Source organism: Yoonia rosea (assembly GCF_900156505.1).
Lineage (GTDB): Bacteria > Pseudomonadota > Alphaproteobacteria > Rhodobacterales > Rhodobacteraceae > Yoonia > Yoonia rosea.
On the sequence record NZ_FTPR01000001.1, the window covers coordinates 941,683 to 958,291 of the forward strand.

At 59.2% G+C, this 16,609-nt stretch carries 19 protein-coding genes; 11 read left to right on the forward strand and 8 right to left on the reverse strand.

Annotated features, from left to right (window positions below; translation table 11 throughout):
• From B0B09_RS04535 to iscR, 4 genes are all read right to left on the reverse strand, one after another.
• Positions 1–510, reverse strand: coding sequence for a hypothetical protein (locus B0B09_RS04535; RefSeq protein WP_076658541.1), 510 nt, complete (start codon positions 508–510; stop codon positions 1–3).
• A 114-nt stretch (positions 511–624) separates the two neighbouring features.
• The gene (gene sufB, locus B0B09_RS04540; protein ID WP_055292931.1) at positions 625–2,148 is read right to left on the reverse strand and encodes a Fe-S cluster assembly protein SufB; all 1,524 of its coding nucleotides are present in this window, start codon (positions 2,146–2,148) and stop codon (positions 625–627) included.
• 12 nt (positions 2,149–2,160) lie between these two features.
• Positions 2,161–3,192, reverse strand: a complete 1,032-nt coding sequence (locus B0B09_RS04545) for a cysteine desulfurase family protein (RefSeq protein ID WP_076658542.1) — start codon at positions 3,190–3,192, stop codon at positions 2,161–2,163.
• A 59-nt stretch (positions 3,193–3,251) separates the two neighbouring features.
• Positions 3,252–3,716 carry a Fe-S cluster assembly transcriptional regulator IscR gene (iscR, locus tag B0B09_RS04550; RefSeq protein ID WP_055292933.1) on the reverse strand — a complete coding sequence of 155 codons (465 nt, stop codon included), beginning with the start codon at positions 3,714–3,716 and terminating at the stop codon, positions 3,252–3,254.
• A gap of 169 nt (positions 3,717–3,885) precedes the next feature.
• Between iscR and B0B09_RS04555 the strand changes: the two genes are divergently transcribed.
• The 7 genes from B0B09_RS04555 (at position 3,886) to B0B09_RS18055 (ending at position 9,562) form a co-directional block, all read left to right on the forward strand.
• Positions 3,886–4,539, forward strand: coding sequence for an alpha/beta hydrolase (locus B0B09_RS04555; protein WP_055292934.1), 654 nt, complete (start codon positions 3,886–3,888; stop codon positions 4,537–4,539).
• A gap of 2 nt (positions 4,540–4,541) precedes the next feature.
• Positions 4,542–4,997 carry a hypothetical protein gene (locus B0B09_RS18095; protein ID WP_076658543.1) on the forward strand — a complete coding sequence of 152 codons (456 nt, stop codon included), beginning with the start codon at positions 4,542–4,544 and terminating at the stop codon, positions 4,995–4,997.
• A 9-nt stretch (positions 4,998–5,006) separates the two neighbouring features.
• Positions 5,007–5,597, forward strand: a complete 591-nt coding sequence (locus B0B09_RS04565) for an HD domain-containing protein (protein ID WP_076658544.1) — start codon at positions 5,007–5,009, stop codon at positions 5,595–5,597.
• Positions 5,590–5,994: a GFA family protein gene (locus B0B09_RS04570; RefSeq protein WP_076658545.1), complete on the forward strand. Its 405-nt coding sequence runs from the start codon at positions 5,590–5,592 to the stop codon at positions 5,992–5,994. Before B0B09_RS04565 ends, B0B09_RS04570 begins: the two co-directional genes overlap by 8 nt.
• Before the next feature lie 95 nt (positions 5,995–6,089).
• Positions 6,090–8,186: a DEAD/DEAH box helicase gene (locus tag B0B09_RS04575; protein ID WP_076658546.1), complete on the forward strand. Its 2,097-nt coding sequence runs from the start codon at positions 6,090–6,092 to the stop codon at positions 8,184–8,186.
• Positions 8,187–8,525: 339 nt separating this feature from the next.
• Positions 8,526–8,858 (forward strand): TfoX/Sxy family protein, encoded by a 333-nt coding sequence (locus tag B0B09_RS04580; RefSeq protein ID WP_076658547.1) that lies wholly within the window; start codon positions 8,526–8,528, stop codon positions 8,856–8,858.
• Positions 8,859–9,073: 215 nt separating this feature from the next.
• A complete protein-coding gene (locus tag B0B09_RS18055; protein ID WP_207552131.1) occupies positions 9,074–9,562 on the forward strand; it encodes a hypothetical protein in 489 nt (162 codons plus the stop codon).
• A gap of 200 nt (positions 9,563–9,762) precedes the next feature.
• On the opposite strand, the gene ndk is transcribed toward B0B09_RS18055, so the two are convergent.
• Positions 9,763–10,185: a nucleoside-diphosphate kinase gene (gene ndk / locus B0B09_RS04590; protein ID WP_055292939.1), complete on the reverse strand. Its 423-nt coding sequence runs from the start codon at positions 10,183–10,185 to the stop codon at positions 9,763–9,765.
• 99 nt (positions 10,186–10,284) lie between these two features.
• Entirely contained in the window at positions 10,285–11,178 is an 894-nt protein-coding gene (locus B0B09_RS04595; protein ID WP_076659794.1) for a DMT family transporter, read from the reverse strand.
• A gap of 105 nt (positions 11,179–11,283) precedes the next feature.
• Between B0B09_RS04595 and B0B09_RS04600 the strand changes: the two genes are divergently transcribed.
• From B0B09_RS04600 to B0B09_RS04615, 4 genes are all read left to right on the forward strand, one after another.
• Positions 11,284–13,137 (forward strand): ABC-F family ATP-binding cassette domain-containing protein, encoded by a 1,854-nt coding sequence (locus tag B0B09_RS04600; protein ID WP_076659795.1) that lies wholly within the window; start codon positions 11,284–11,286, stop codon positions 13,135–13,137.
• 87 nt (positions 13,138–13,224) lie between these two features.
• On the forward strand, positions 13,225–13,854 hold the full coding sequence (locus B0B09_RS04605; protein ID WP_055292940.1) for a MarC family protein: 630 nt from the start codon (positions 13,225–13,227) through the stop codon (positions 13,852–13,854).
• A 16-nt stretch (positions 13,855–13,870) separates the two neighbouring features.
• Positions 13,871–14,449, forward strand: a complete 579-nt coding sequence (locus B0B09_RS04610; protein WP_076659796.1) for a retropepsin-like aspartic protease family protein — start codon at positions 13,871–13,873, stop codon at positions 14,447–14,449.
• Positions 14,446–14,541: a hypothetical protein gene (locus tag B0B09_RS04615; protein ID WP_055292941.1), complete on the forward strand. Its 96-nt coding sequence runs from the start codon at positions 14,446–14,448 to the stop codon at positions 14,539–14,541. The genes B0B09_RS04610 and B0B09_RS04615 overlap by 4 nt, the downstream gene beginning before the upstream one ends.
• Before the next feature lie 26 nt (positions 14,542–14,567).
• Here the strand turns inward: B0B09_RS04615 and B0B09_RS04620 are convergent, their stop codons facing one another.
• Both B0B09_RS04620 and B0B09_RS04625 read right to left on the reverse strand, forming a co-directional pair.
• Positions 14,568–15,032 carry a DNA polymerase III subunit chi gene (locus tag B0B09_RS04620; protein ID WP_076658548.1) on the reverse strand — a complete coding sequence of 155 codons (465 nt, stop codon included), beginning with the start codon at positions 15,030–15,032 and terminating at the stop codon, positions 14,568–14,570.
• Complete coding sequence (locus B0B09_RS04625) at positions 15,032–16,501, reverse strand: leucyl aminopeptidase (protein ID WP_076658549.1); 1,470 nt, start codon at positions 16,499–16,501, stop codon at positions 15,032–15,034. The genes B0B09_RS04620 and B0B09_RS04625 overlap by 1 nt, the downstream gene beginning before the upstream one ends.
• Positions 16,502–16,609: the final 108 nt, after the last annotated feature.

A 16,609-nucleotide genomic window follows, 5' to 3' on the forward strand; every position in this document is an offset into this window, starting at 1 on the left:
TTACAGGCCGAAAACGGTCCCGCGATACACAACGGAATGTTGTGTTGTAACTTCCATGACCTGATCCACGTATTCCGCGGTATAGATCATTGCCATCGGTTCGGGCCAGCGCCAGATCAGGTTGTGCCCTGCGGTCAGCATCACTGCGATACCCGCGACCTGCGCGAACCGCTCGGTTATCTTGCGCCGATCCAGCATGGCCGAGAAAAGCACCATGGCCCAAAACGCGATGAACAGTTCCAGATAGAACACCACATCGCTTTGATCGAGCAGACCGAAATACCGGACCCGCACCACTTGCGCAAAAAGCAACGCCAGCGCGCCGATAATCATCGAGACGATAAACTTGCCCAGAAACGATGGTTCCTGCGGTTTTGTGATCTTTTCGCGCGTAACGCGCTTGGGAATGTGCATTCCCAGATCTGGATCGTAATAGGACTTGTTGCGCGGGTTTTTGATGTTCTTCACCCGCGCATTGAAATCGTTGATATCGTACTTCCGCGTCGCCATAGGCTGTTGACCCACCAAAATATTGCTCAATCCCTAATAGCATTGAACTGGGGCAAGAAATTGGCCGCAGCGTGACAAGGTCACGACAGTTATGTTGACGTAGGGGAAGCATATTTAGCCAACAGACCCTTCCAGCGAAATCGCAACAAGCGCCTGCGCTTCCATGGCAAACTCCATGGGCAGCGCTTGCAGCACTTCCTTACAGAACCCGTTTACGACCAGCGCGACCGCCTCTTCCTCGTCCATGCCGCGCGAACGGCAATAGAACAGCTGATCATCATCCACCTTGGATGTGGTGGCCTCATGTTCAACCCGGGACGAGTTATTCTTGACCTCGATGTAGGGCACGGTGTGCGCGCCGCATTTATCGCCAATCAGAAGGCTGTCACACTGCGTATAGTTGCGCGATTTCGTGGCCTTGGGGTGCATCGACACCAACCCGCGATAGGTGTTCTGTGCCTTACCGGCGCTGATGCCTTTCGACACGATCCGCGACTTGGTGTTCTTGCCCAAATGGATCATCTTGGTGCCGGTATCGGCTTGCTGCATGTTGTTCGCAATCGCGATGGAATAGAACTCACCCTGGCTGTCATCACCGCGCAGAATACAGCTTGGGTATTTCCAAGTCACAGCAGAGCCCGTTTCCACCTGCGTCCACATCACCTTGGACCGGTCGCCACGGCAATCGGCGCGCTTGGTCACAAAGTTATAGATGCCGCCCACACCGTTCTCATCACCGGGGTACCAGTTCTGCACGGTCGAATACTTCACCTCGGCATCTTCCTCGACGATGATTTCCACAACAGCCGCATGCAGCTGGGCCACATCGCGCTTGGGCGCTGTACAGCCTTCAAGATAGGACACGTAAGAGCCTTTATCGGCGATAATCAGCGTCCGCTCGAACTGGCCGGTATTTTCGGCATTGATGCGGAAATAGGTCGACAGCTCCATCGGGCAGCGCACACCCGGCGGGATGTAAACAAACGAACCATCTGAAAACACAGCAGAATTCAGCGTAGCATAAAAGTTGTCCGACGGCGGCACCACGGTGCCAAGGTACTTCTTAACCAGCTCGGGGTGCTTCTCAATCGCCTCTGAGATCGAGCAGAAGATCACCCCCGCTTTTTCCAGTTCCTTCTGGAAGGTCGTCCCAACGGACACGGAATCGAACACCGCATCCACAGCCACCTTGCGGCCCTCGGCAGGCGCATCTTCGGCCCCTTCGACACCGGCCAAAATCATCTGCTCTTTCAGCGGAATACCCAGCTTTTCGTAAGTGGCCAACAGCTTGGGATCGACGTCATCCAGCGATTTCGGCTTCTCTTCCATGCTCTTGGGACGCGCGTAGTAATAGATGTCCTGAAAATCGATGTCAGGATAGTTCACCATTGCCCATGTGGGCTCATCCATCTTTTCCCAGCGGGTGAACGCGGACAGACGCCACTCGGTCATCCACTCGGGCTCTTTGTTCTTGCTTGAGATCAGGCGCACGATATCGGGGTTCACGCCTTTGGGGGCGTAATCCATCTCGATCTCGGTGTTCCAGCCGTATTTATAGTTGCCAGAGAGTTCCTTGACCGCATCCACGGTCTCCTGATCAACGCCTTCTTTGACCTCTACGGTATCCAAAGCTGTCATCTTTTCATCCTCTCAAGCGGCCCTGCGCCGCGCCCGTTTTTCGTTCCAGGCCTGCGCAAAACGCAAAACCTCATCCTCAGTTGTCTCGATGCCCAGTGACACGCGGATTGCGCTTGATGCCACCTCATCGTTCAGTCCCAGCGCCTGTAGCACCCGGCTTGTCTTGACCTTGCCACTCGAACAGGCCGAGCCTGCCGAGACAGCAAATCCAGCCAGATCCATCGCCATCACCTGCGTCTCACCCTTCCAGCCCGGAGAGGCAAAACAGCTCGTGTTCGGCAAACGCTGCGATCCTTTCCCGACAAAAATAGTGCTCTTTTCAGAGGCCTCAATGGCTCTTTCTAGAATATTTCTAAGTTTGGCAACCCGCTCCCATTTTCCGGCCGCCAGATCGGCCTGTGCCGCCAACGCGGCAGCCCCCATTCCGGCAATCGCCACGACGTTCTCGGTGCCGGACCGACGGCCCATTTCCTGTCCGCCGCCTTTGATTTGTGCTGCGATATCGGTCCCTTGCGGGAATATCAACGCACCCACCCCTTTGGGGCCACCAAATTTATGCGCCGACAAAAACACCATCTGCACGCCAGACCACGAAAAGGCGAAAGGCACTTTGCCGAATCCTTGGGTAATGTCGCTGACCGCCAGCCCTTGCGGCAAATCCTGCACAATGCCGGTTTCCGAATTCGCCAGTTGCACGCAGGATCCGGCAGGATCATCCACCTGCACCACCCCATCGACAACCGCCAGACAAGGATCAACCCACGCATGCACAGCGTCATGTTCGATCGGGGCGGCCTGCAACCCACGCCCTGCCAATGCCAGTGCGGCCGCCTCCGTCGCCCCCGACGTAAAGACAACATCCGCACCCGATGCACCCACAGCTTCGGCAATCTGCTGCCGTGCGGTTTCAACAACCCCTTTGGCTGCGCGCCCCTCGGCATGGACAGACGACGGATTGCCAACCACATCCATGGCCGCCAGCATCGCGGTCCGCGCCTCGGCCCGCAACGGGGTTGTCGCATTGTGATCCAGATAGGTTCTCATCGCATCATCTTGCCTAAAATACTCCGGGGGAGCGCGGAACGCGCGGGGGCAGCGCCCCCTTAAGTCTCTTCATCAACAACTTCGAACAACGCCGGTACAGCAGGACAAGGGGCAAGCTCGTTACTGACAACATCGGACAGGCGCGCCTGGTGCAGGAACACATAGACATGCGCGCTTAGCCCCTCCCACAAGCGGTTCGTCATGGACTGCGCCCGCGATCCCGACGCCCCGCCAGAGGCCCCCGCACCTTTGTGCATTGCGGACACGGTTTCATCCACCGCACCCAGAATCTCGACCACGCGAATGTCCGACGCAGGCCGCGCAAGGCGGTATCCGCCCCCCGGCCCGCGCACAGAATCAACCAGTCCCGCACGGCGCAACTTGACAAAAAGCTGCTCAAGATAGGGCAGTGAAATGTCCTGACGTTTGGAAATCTCGGTCAAATTGACCAAAGCATTTTCGGGCTGCAACGCCAAATCTGCCAAAGCAACCATCGCATAGCGGCCCTTCGTGCTTAATTTCATTGGCTTTCCCCAGATAAACAGGCGCAATTTCATTGACGGCGCAGGCTGGCGTCATTAGGTCACTTTGACTACAACAACATGGGCCCGCGCCCAAGTTTAGAATCTTTCTAAGGTGTCTGAGCATTTTCGTCAAGAATGTGAACGCACCGACAGCAGCAACGGAAATACCATGCCCGAAGTCATTTTTCCTGGTCCAGAAGGTCGCCTCGAAGGGCGCTATCACCCGCAAAAAGACCGGGATGCGCCAATCGCGATCGTTCTGCACCCCCACCCGCAATTCGGCGGGACGATGAACAACCGCGTCGTCTATAATCTGCACTATGCGTTCTACAACATGGGCTTTACGGTCCTGCGGTTTAACTTCCGCGGCGTCGGGCGGTCCCAGGGTGAATACGATCAGGGTGTGGGGGAACTCTCGGATGCGGCCTCGGCGCTGGATTATCTGCAGTCCATGAACAACAACGCCAAACATTGCTGGGTGGCGGGTTTCTCCTTCGGGGCATGGATTGGCATGCAGCTTTTGATGCGCCGCCCCGAGATCACGGGTTTCATCTCGGTGAGCCCGCCTGCAAATATGTACGACTTCAGCTTCCTTGCGCCCTGCCCGTCTTCCGGCCTTATCATCAACGGCTCGAACGACCGCGTGGCCCCGCCCGCGGATACGGTAAACCTTGTGAACAAACTGCACGAGCAAAAGGGCATCACGGTCACCCACGACGTGATGGAAGGTGCGGGGCACTTCTTTGAAGACCCCCACATGGACCCGATGATCGACACTGTGCGGACCTATGTGCGCCGCCGTCTAACAGAGAACACACGCTAACCATGGCCGATAGCTATCTCGAACGCGTCGCTGGCGAACTTGCCGATCTTGCTTTGGAAGATGCCAAGGCCAACGAAGACGAAAACATTGTTGATACAATCGGTGAAATTCTCGGCTCCTCCTCGCAAACCCTGCAAGAGGCTTTTCTGACCGCAGTGCGCGTCCGGCGCGCAGAAGCGCGCGCACGCAAGCTTTTGGCAGAACGCGCCGGCAAGAAAACAAGGGTAAAGTCGCGGCTCTTGTCTGATGGCGAGCAAACAAAAGCGTGCGCGAAGCCCATCGAAATGGGCGGCAAAGCACCCGAGGCCGCTGCGCCGGAAGCACCCGCCGCGCCGCAGTCACAAGAGGATGCGGCCTTTGCCGATGCGTTAAGCTCGCTTGACGAATTCCTGCAGTCCGAGGACACCGACGACACCCCGCCACCAGGTATTCAGCCCGCGCGCCCGTCGCGCGGCTAAGAACGCAACATGTCGCGCATAGATGCACAACTCGCCTTTTTGAATGAGGCCGACAAACTCAAAACGGTGCTGCGCGGTACCACGCTTTGCGATGGTTCGCGGCGCGAAAATTCAGGCGAGCATAGCTGGCATATCGCCCTTTACGCGATGGTCATGGCCGAACATGCCGTCCGGCCGGTCAATATCGACCGTGTGATCAAAATGCTGTTGATCCATGATATCGTTGAGATTGATGCAGGCGATAACCCGATCCACGGTGATCACGATCCCGCAGACCAGGACCGTATTGAACAAGCTGCCGCCGCCCGTATCTTCGGCCTCTTGCCGGATGATCAAGCCGCAGCGTTCCGTTTGCTTTGGGATGAGTTCGAAGCAGCCGAAACGGACGACGCCATTTTTGCCAAATCCATCGACCGTGTGCAGCCCGTCATCGCCAATCTGGAATCCGGCGGCGGCACATGGCCGGAATACAAGGTGACTGCAGCGCAGCTGCAAGCCCGCGTCGGTGTAAAGGTCGAAAAGGGCGCACCTGCAATCTGGTCTGCGCTCAAGACACGTATTGACGCGTGGTTTGCCAAGCACGCGCCGCATCATGACTGATCCACAAGAAAGCGCTACGACACGTCCCGTGACCGGTGGCTGCCTTTGCGGCAAAGTCCGCCTGACTGTCCCGCAACAGCCCCTGCGCGTGGGGCTCTGTCATTGTCTGCACTGCCGAAAACACCACGGTGCGCCATTCTTTGCCGCCGCTGTCTTTGCGCGCGGCGATGTGCAGATAACAGGCAAGACGCGGCACTATCAGAACCGTCACTTCTGTGGGACCTGCGGATCATCGGTCTTTGCGGTTAGCGGGGATGAAATTGAGGTGCATATTGGCGCACTCGATCAGCCGAATGTTTTTGCGCCCAGCTATGAACTCTGGACCGACCGCCGCGAAAGCTGGCTGCCCACACTTTCAGGGGTGAGGCAATATCCACGCAATCGCGATACCGCTTAGCCGATGCACAGACGCCGCAATCGCAGATTTCCCTCTATACAAACAACCAACACAGGCGTAGGGCGCAGGTCTAACGCCGAAGAAAGCACGTTTTTATGATCACGACCCTCGCCGACGCCCTTGCCAAACAGGGCTATACTGACCTTACCCCCGTCCAGGAGGCCGTGACGGACGACGCACTCGTCGGGCAGGACCTTCTTGTGTCCGCGCAAACGGGGTCAGGTAAAACAGTCGGCTTCGGGTTGGCCATTGGTCCCACCATTCTGAACGAAGAGGGCCAGTTCGGCCCGCAGAGTGCGCCGCAGGCGCTGATCATTGCGCCCACACGCGAACTGGCGCTGCAGGTCAAACGCGAATTGCAGTGGCTTTACGCGGGTGCCGGTGCAACGCTGGCCTCTTGCGTCGGGGGCATGGATTTCCGCGATGAACGCCGCCATCTGGAACGCGGCGCGCATATCGTCGTCGCAACCCCCGGCCGTCTGCGTGACCATATCATGCGCGGCACGATTGACCTGTCCGAGATCAAGGCCGTCGTGCTGGATGAAGCGGACGAGATGCTTGATCTGGGTTTTCGCGAAGACCTCGAATTCATTCTTGATCAGGCCCCCGCGACCCGCCGCACCCTGATGTTTTCTGCCACCGTCCCGCCGATGATTGCGACACTGGCCAAATCCTATCAGCGTGACGGCGTCCGGATTGCGACGACCAGCAAGGAAAGCCAGCACGCCGATATCGAATACCGCGCGCTGACCGTTGCCAACCATGACATCGACGCCGCCATCGTAAATGTGCTGCGCTACTACGATGCGCCCAATTCCATCGTCTTCTGCAACACCCGTGCGATGGTCACACGGCTGACCACACGCCTGTCAAACCGTGGCTTCTCGGTTGTGGCCCTCTCCGGTGAACTGACACAATCCGAGCGCTCCAACGCGCTGCAAGCCATGCGCGACGGGCGGGCCAAAGTCTGTGTGGCGACCGATGTGGCTGCGCGCGGCATCGACCTGCCCAACCTCGAACTGGTGATCCACGCCGAACTGCCAACAAACGCCGAAACGCTCCTGCACCGCTCGGGCCGGACAGGCCGCGCGGGCCGCAAAGGCATCTCTGCGCTGATCGTGCCCGCCAAGATGAAGCGGCGCGGTGAAAACCTGCTGAAATGGGGCAAACTGACCGCAACTTGGGCCCTGCCGCCTTCTGCCGAAGAGGTTGCGGCCAAAGACGAAGAGCGTCTGCTGACCGATCCGGTCTGGTCCGAAGATTTCACCGACGAAGAAATCACATTCGCCGCACGCCTGCTGGAACAGCATGCGCCCGAAAAAATCGCCGCGGCCTACCTGCGCCTTTATGCGGGCAAGCAATCGGCCCCCGAGTTCATTTCCGAATACAAAGATGGCCCCGCCGCCAAGGAACGCGCCCCGCGCGAAGTGAAATCCTTTGGCCCCTCCAAATGGTTCAGCGTCGATATCGGGCGCGAAGGCAAGGCCGAGGCGCGCTGGCTCTTGCCGATGATCTGCAAGGCCGGCGGGATCACCAAAAACGAGATCGGCGCGATCCGCATCCAGCCCAACGAGACCTTTATCGAGATCTCAGCCCCTGCTGTGCCCGGTTTTCTGGACAGCGTCGGCAGCGATATGAAGTTGGAAAATCAGGCCACCCTGACTGCCCTTGATGGCGCGCCGCAACTGGGCGAACGCGGTCCGCGCAAGACCAAGCGCGATTATGACGATGGCCCGAAGCGCGCGCCCAAGCGCGATTTTGGCGACAAGCCCAAGCGCGACTACGGCGATAAACCCAAACGCCACGCCCCCCGCGATCAGGCCGCCCCGCCGCCATCGCAACAAGATCATGTACCTGCGATCCAACCGATCCCCGGTGCCGCTGACGACTACAAAGCGCGCAAACCGCGCCACAAACCCGAACGCCGCGACCATGGTGATGCGCTGACCGAGAAGCGCAGCAAACCACCCTATAAGGGCAAATCTGACGGTAAAAAACCCGCAGGCAAAGGCAAACCGCCTTACAGCGCCGACAGCAAGCCGCGCAAACCCGGCGCGGGCAAGCCCGGCGGCAAACCCGCGGGCAATGCCAAGGATACGTCCAAAAGGTTCGTCCCGCCGGGCGGAAAAGCGAAGCCGCGCAAGGGCTTAGGCAAAGGCGGCAGCGGCGCGCCAAAGCGCGGAAAATCCTAAAACCCGCCCAATTGGTCACATTTATGTCACGCCAACCCCATGTTGTGGGCACAGGACCCTAGTGCTGTGGCTGCAATCATTCCTATCATCAACCCACGAGCAAGCTAAAGGACCAGCAAATGGCCACTGCAACATCAACGCCCCGCACAGCAGCACCAACACCACCGGCACCGCAGCAACAGGGCAAACCGACAGCGCCCGTCTATACCGATTACGCGAGTATCTAGCCGTTCACGCGCGCCAATGGCCGGTGAGGCCACGCCCGGACCGATCGCCCTCCCCGATCAGCCGTCCGGAACCTCACTGGCCCTTTTTTCGCAGCCTCGCTAATATCCGGGGATGGCGGAACTGACTTCCATCAAGAATATCGGACCGGCGTTTGCAGCGTCTTTGAAAGCTGTGGGGATAACCACAGCCGAAGAACTGCGCGCGCTTGGCGCAGATGCGGCTTATGCAAAGATGCTGGAAGGCGGCACCCGCCCCCATTTCATCGGCTATTACGTGCTGCATATGGCGCTGCAAGGGCGGCCGTGGAATGACTGCAAGGGCGAAGAGAAAAAGGCGCTGCGTAAGCAGTTTGACCAGATCAAAGCGGGCAGCTTTGATCAGGACCGCTCGGAACTGGAGCGCATCCTGAACCAAATCGGCGTTGTGCCAACAGTGCGTGAATAACGAATCATGCCATGCCTCCCGCGCCGCTCATCGATACAATCGCACCGAAAACGCGCCATTGTATCCATGCTGAAGGCTAACATAGTGCGTTCGGGGCATGATTTAGACGATTTCACACACTAGCACTCGTCGCCAACGTGTCGCTCCTTGATTCTCGCATGATATGATGTTGTGTATTAACATCGAGTTAACGCGTATGTGAGTGAGCCGAGCAAATGACACGATTTCCGGAAGAAGCACATTTAGCGTGCAAGCCTGCAGGCAAATCAGCCAGATCTGGTGGCTTTTCCTTTATAAAGTCGTTCCGTGAAGACGAGCGCGGCGTCGTCTCTATTGATTTCGTGGTTGTGGCCGCGTTGGCGACCATGCTTGGTATCAGCATTTCTGTTGCGATCACGAACGGCGTAACAGAATTTGCGTCAACAATGGAAGATGCACTGAGCGCAACGCCCCAAGCCCCAGGTAACGGTGGCGGCAACGGCGGTAATGGCGGCGGCAACGGTGGGAACGGCGGCGGCAACGGCGGTAATGGCGGCGGCAACGGCGGTAATGGTGGCGGCAACGGCGGTAATGGCGGCGGCAACGGCGGTAACGGTGGCGGCAACGGGAACGGAAACAGCAACGGGAACGGCAACAGCAATGGTGGCGGGAACAACAGCAACGGAAACGGTAACAGCAGTGGTGGTGGCGGCGGGAATAGCTAGGCTGCTTTGCTAGTTAACAGCGCTCAACCAAAAAATATGATGCGCTGCCACAAGCCTTTCTGACGCTACCGACGCTGCGATTTTGTCCCTTAGCCTCATCGATTTACAAAATCTCAGACATGAAAAAGCCGCCAGCGCCAATCAGGCACGGGCGGCTTTCACATTTTGGGACAGGCAGGATGGAACCCGCCCGCCATCAATTAGCCAACCAGTTCAAGACCGGAGAAAAAGAAAGCAATTTCTTCTGCGGCAGTTTCCGGCGCGTCGGAGCCGTGAACCGAGTTCTCACCGATGGAGAGCGCGAATTCCTTGCGGATCGTGCCAGGTGCTGCGTCTGCTGGGTTTGTGGCACCCATGACTTCACGGTTCTTTGCAATCGCGTCTTCGCCTTCCAGAACCTGCACAACGATCGGCTCGGAGATCATGAATTCGCACAGTTCGTCAAAGAATGGGCGCGCGGCATGTACACCGTAGAACTGCTGCGCTTGTGCCAGTGTCAGCTGGATGCGCTTGGATGCGACGATGCGCAGGCCTGCTTCTTCGAATTTCGCGGTGATTGCGCCGGTCAGGTTACGCTTGGTCGCGTCTGGTTTGATGATGGAAAAAGTACGCTGGATAGCCATGTGAGCCTCTTGATGATTTACAAGGCGAATGCCTCGATGAAATGATGGCTGCGCCCTATCACGCGCATCTGTCCGTGAAAAGGCGTGAATTGCGCGCCCCTAGGCGGGGCGTGGTTTGCGCAGCGGCAAAAACTCCAGCACACCCGCGATCAAGACCAAACTGCCGCCGATCCATTCGCCAGGCGACAAGACCTCACCGGCGATCACCGATGCTGACACAACACTGACCAGCACCTCCGAGAACATCAAGATGCCCACGCGCGCGGGCTCCAGCTTTGTCGTGGCCCAGAGCAGGCCCACGATCGACAGCGCCCACCACAGGATGGCACTCAACACCACCCAAAAGGCAACAGCACCGGGCTGTGGCAGTGCCGCGATATCCGGCAAAGGGGCCACAAGCGGCGCCAGAATCAGCCCGCCCCCCAAGGCACCTACGGCAAACAGGAACGTGCTTTCCGCTGGCCCCGCCGTCGCCTTGACCTTGATCCCGATCGAGGCCACGGCCCAGCAAACCCCGCTTGTGAGGCCAAGCCATTCGCCAAGCCCGCGGGGCACCGGCAATTCACCATCTCCGCCCAACATCAGCACCAGCCCCGCGACCCCCGCCAGAAGCGCGGCAATGCGCGGTCCCGTGATCGGCCACCCCATCAGGTAGCGCCCGATCAGCGTGCTCCAGATCGGGGTGAGATAGAACAGGATCACAATGATCGCCACGCGCCCGTACAGCAGGCCCAGCGAGTAAAACATCAGGGAACAGCCACCGAGGATCAGCGAGGCCACAGCCATCGGATGTGAGCGGCGCAACGCGTGCCGGCCCCGCCACCCCCACGGGGCCAGCACCGTGACAGCGATGACCATAATGGCCACCGTCCCCCATGGCCCCGTCAGCCCCAGCGCATCAATCTGGCGCAACGGCAGCCAGTAAAAGCCCCAAAGCATGCCAAACCCGACGATGGTCAGACTGGCCAGAAAGATCGTGCGCGGCGTCTCCATACCCATCGCTTAGCAACCCACCTCTCATGGCACCAGCCACAACAATCGTAGGGCAGCAGAAAACGGGTGATTGACCCCGCCCAGACGATCAATCATAGCGCGCATATGCTCAAGATTTCAGATATCACTTATTCCGTCGAAGGCCGCACACTGGTCGAACACGCAACCGTCACCATCCCTGCCGGCCATAAGGTCGGGCTTGTGGGGCGCAATGGCTCGGGCAAGACCACGCTGTTTCGGGTGATCCGCGGCGAAATGGTACTTGATACCGGCAGTGTCAGCATTCCCAAAGGCTGGAAGATTGGCGGCGTCAGCCAGGAAGTGCCCGGTAACGAGGTATCTTTGATCAACACCGTATTGCGCGCTGATACCGAACGCGAGGCGCTTTTGGCCGAGGCCGAGACCGCCACAGACCCCGCCCGCATTGCCGAGGTGCAGACACGTCTGGCCGATATCGAGGCATGGTCCGCCGAGGCGCGCGCCGCCACCATCCTGCGGGGTCTTGGCTTTACGCATGAAGAACAACAGATGCCCTGTTCCGCTTTTTCAGGCGGGTGGCGGATGCGTGTAGCATTGGCCGCAGTGCTGTTCTCCGAACCCGATCTGTTGCTCTTGGACGAACCGACAAACTATCTCGACCTCGAAGGCGCGCTCTGGCTCGAGGCCTATCTGGTCAAATACCCCCATACCGTGCTGATCGTCAGCCACGACCGTGAACTTCTCAACCGCTCCGTGGGCGGCATCCTGCACCTCGAAGACAAGGGGCTGATCTATTACACCGGCCCCTATGACACCTTCGCACGCCAACGCGCCGCCAACCGCGCGGTGCAGGCAGCAGCGGCCAAAAAACAGGACGCACAGCGCGCGCATTTGCAGGCCTTTGTTGACCGTTTCAAGGCGAAAGCCTCAAAGGCCAAACAGGCGCAAAGCCGCGTGAAAATGCTGGAAAAGATGGAAACGATCCGCGCGCCCGAAGATGCGGCGCGCACGGTCTTTACCTTTCCCGAGCCTGAAGAACTCTCGCCCCCGATCATCGCGACCGAAGGAGCGGCTGTGGGTTACGGCAACACCATTGTGCTGCATGATCTGAACCTGCGGATCGACCAGGACGACCGGATCGCACTGTTGGGCCGCAATGGTGAGGGCAAATCGACCCTGTCGAAAATGCTCTCGGACCGTCTGCCGCTGGCGCGCGGGAAAATGGTGACCTCGAACAAGTTGCGCATCGGCTTTTTCGCGCAGCATCAGGTGGATGAGCTGCGGATCGAAGAAACCCCGCTCGACCACCTGTTCCGCGAACGCCCCAATGAAGGCCAGGCCAAATTGCGTGCGCGCCTTGCGGGTTTCGGCCTTGGTGCGGATCAGGCCGATACCGAGGTAGGCCGCCTGTCCGGTGGGCAAAAGGCACGTCTGTCGCTGCTTTTGGCCACCCTGCCCGCGCCGCATCTTCTGATCCTCGACGAGCCGACCAACCACCTTGATATCGAAAGTCGCGAAGCGCTGGTCGAAGCACTGACCGCCTATTCCGGTGCGGTGATCCTTGTCAGCCACGACATGCACCTTTTGTCCATGGTGGCCGACCGTCTGTGGCTTGTTAAAGACGGCCATGTCACATCTTACGATGACGACCTGAACGCCTATCGTAAAATGCTGCTGACGCCGGAAAAGCCCCGCGAAAAGGAAAAACCCGCCCCTGTCAAAGCGCCGAAACCCTCGCGCGAAGCGATTGCCGCGTTGCGCAAAGAGGTGCGCAACAACGAAGAGCGGGTCAAGAAAATCAACGAGATGCGTGACAAACTTGCCAAGAAACTGGCCGATCCCGTCCTTTACGAGGATGGCAAGGCGGGCGAGCTTGCCACATGGAACAAGAAATACGCCGAAGTGATGGACGGTCTGGACCGCGCAGAGGCCATGTGGATGGCATCGCTCGAGAAACTCGAAAAAGCCGAAAAAAGCTGATCCCGGACTTTCTGCGTCCCCTCAAACTTCCGCCGGAGGCAATCCTGCCCTTGCCACCGCGCGGCCCCATCTGGCAGACACAAGACCATGACTGAAATACCAGCCCTCATCGCAGCCTTCACCACGCTGTTCATCATCATCGACCCCCCCGGTCTTGCGCCTGTCTTCATTGCGCTGACCCAGGGGATGAGCGCGCAGCAACGCCGCGCCATCGGCATCCGCGCATTTCTCGTGGCGGCCGCGTTGATGATGGTGTTCCTGTTTCTGGGCGAAGCGGTCCTCGGCTTTATCGGGATTTCGATGGACGCGTTCCGCATCGCAGGTGGAATCCTGCTCTTTCTCACAGCCCTTGATATGCTCTTTCAGCGGCGTCAGGCGCGGCGCGAAGACAATGCCGCCGAAGGTCAGGCCGAACATCACGACGATCCATCGGTGTTTCCGCTGGCGCTGCCGCTCATCGTGGGGCCCGGGGCCATCACAACCGTGATCCTGTTGGCAGGCGAAGCCCAAAGTGCAGCCGATATGGGCGCGATTGCCGCCGTGATCATCGTCGTGCTGCTGATCGTTTTGCTGGCCTTTCTTGCCGCACCTGCAATCGAACGCGCGCTGGGCAAAACCGGGCTGAACATCGTCACCCGTCTTTTGGGCATGTTGCTGGCGGCTCTGGCCGTGCAATTCGTGCTTGATGGTCTGCGGGGTTTTGGGATCGGCGCATAGTGCCTATATCTGTGCCATGACCACTGACCAAATCATGCAACTGACCTATCTGGTCCTTCTGGGGGCCGCCGTTGGCGGCTCTGCTATCGTGGTCGGGCGCAAGAATATGGGCAAAATGGCGCAGCAGGCCGCGATCTGGGCGCTGATCTTTATTGGCGTGATCGGAGCTTACGGGCTGTGGGAAGATATCAGCAATAACGTCAACCCACGCCAGACTATCCTGAGCGAAAGCGCCATCGCGGTGCCGCGCAGCAATGACGGGCACTATCACCTGACCCTTGATGTCAACGGCACAGCGGTTGATTTTGTCATCGACACCGGTGCCAGCCAGGTCGTGCTCTCCCAACGCGATGCCGCACGGATCGGGATTGATGCCAACAGCCTGAATTACTCGGGTGCGGCCAGCACCGCCAATGGCGTGGTGCGCACAGCCCCCGTGATGCTGGATCAGGTCCGCTTGGGTGCCATCACCGACCGTAATGTGCCAGCCGTGGTCAACGGTGGCGAAATGGACAATTCGCTGCTGGGGATGACCTATCTGGGGCTTTATAACCGGATCGAGATTGCCAACGGTGAGCTGGTGTTGAACCGATGATCCGCGCATTCGCCCTCCTGCTGCTTCTGGCGGCCTGCACGCCCGCGCCCGCCGAGCTGCCCGAAGGGTTTGATCCGACATTCACGTTCTAGCGGATCAGCGCATCAGGTAAGGTGGATCAGGATCCACCCTCCTTTTCGGCTTTCTTCGTCCAGCGCCCTGCCTCTTGCGCCCAGTATTGCGCAGCACAGCCTGCATCGGTCAGCGCCTTCCATTGGCCACGCGCCACATCAAGTGCGGCACCATCATGGCCATCAAACAAGATACAGGTCCGCTCGGCGGCGCTGACCTCCGCGGCGCTGACGGCCGCCCCGCCCACGCTCATGACGCAGGCAAACCCGTCACTGGGTACATCGCCCAACAACACAGGTTGGTCCGCGTCATGGGGCCCGCCTGCAAGGCCGTGGGGCAGAAAGCCGTCCTCTGGGCCCTGCCACAGCACCTCGTCCAACCGCTTCAAAAGTGCCGCGTCATGCCCACGCACCAGCACCCGCCAACCCGCGCCGCGCGCTTTGCCGATCAACATCGGCAAGGTCGCCTCAAGCGGGCTGTCGGTCAGGTGGTAGAAAAACGCAGCCCCCATCAGCCCTTCTCGTAATTGTCGGCAATCAACCGGTTCAGCGCCATCACACCCCAGCCCGTGGCCCCAGCAGGGGCCAGTGCGGTCTCTTTCTTGACGCTGGCGGTGCCTGCGATATCCAGATGTGCCCATGGCACGTCGGGTTTGACAAACCGCTGCAGGAATTGCGCGGCAATCACCGCACCACCCATGCGCCCGCCAACGTTCTTCATATCCGCAATCCGCGATTTCAGTTCGGCGTCGTAGCCCGCCCCTAATGGCATCCGCCAGACGCCCTCGCCCTCGGCTGCGGCGGCTTTGGCAATCGACGTACTCAGGCCATCCGAGTTCGAGAACATCCCTGCATTTTCATGGCCCAAGGCCACCATGATCGCCCCTGTCAACGTGGCCAGATTGATCATGCCCACAGGCTTGAACCGCTCTTGCGTGTACCACAGCACATCGGCCAGCACCAAACGCCCCTCGGCGTCTGTGTTGATGATCTCGATCGTGTCGCCCTTCATGGATTTGACCACATCACCAGGGCGGGTCGCATTGCCCGATGGCATGTTTTCCACCAGCCCGACAAGCCCCACGACATTGGCCTTGGCCTTGCGCAGTGCCAGCGTGCGCATGACACCTGCCACAACGCCCGCACCGCCCATGTCCATGGTCATCTCTTCCATACCACCGGGCTGTTTGAGGCTGATGCCGCCGGTGTCAAAGACCACGCCTTTGCCGACCAGCGCAAATGGCGCTTCCTTGCCGCCACCGTTCCACGACATCACAACCACTTTGGTGGGGCTGTCCGATCCTTGGCCGACACTCAACAGCGTGCGCATCCCCAGCTTGGCCAGAACATCCTCTTCGAGGATTTCCACCTCGAGCCCCAGTTCCTGCATCGCCGCAAGCCGTGCAGCGAAATCATCCGTGGTCAGCACATTGGCGGGTTCATTGGTCAGATCGCGGGTGAAGAACACGCCTTCGGCCACAGCCGCCAAAGGTGCGGCCGCTTTCGCAACCGCTTCGGGCTTGGACACCATGAAGGTCACCGTTCCAGCCGTCTTGGCCGGCGCGGTCTTGTGGGTCTCAAACGTGTACCCCCGCAGCGCGAGGCCCAAGGAAATCTCTTCGGCGCGCGCGATTGTACCGGCAAGGATCAGCAGGTCGTCACCGTTCTGGATTTTGGCCAGTTGCGCCCCGGCCTTGCGCGCATCCGCACAGCTCGGCTTGCGCCCCAGCTTCACCACAACCACAGCCACCGCCGCCATGCCCACCGGATATCCGAGCGGTGCTGCATCGCCCGCAGCCATCTTTTCAAAAGCTGCACTTTCAACAAACCGGGCCAGCGCCTTGCGGGTCAGCGTGTTCACCTTGCGCGCACCCGCATCCAGCTTGCCATCCTCCCCGACAAAGACAACAACCTTGCCCGCAGCACTGGCGATAGCCTCAAGATCGACGTCTTTGAATTTGATTTCTGCGGGTGTGGTCATGGTCTCTCCGATCTGTGTGAATGTCTTGGCGGCAATAGGTAGCCCGCGACCACCCCTTTGACCAGATAGCTGTTCAAACTGGCGCGCGCTTGGGCTAGTTTGACCCCA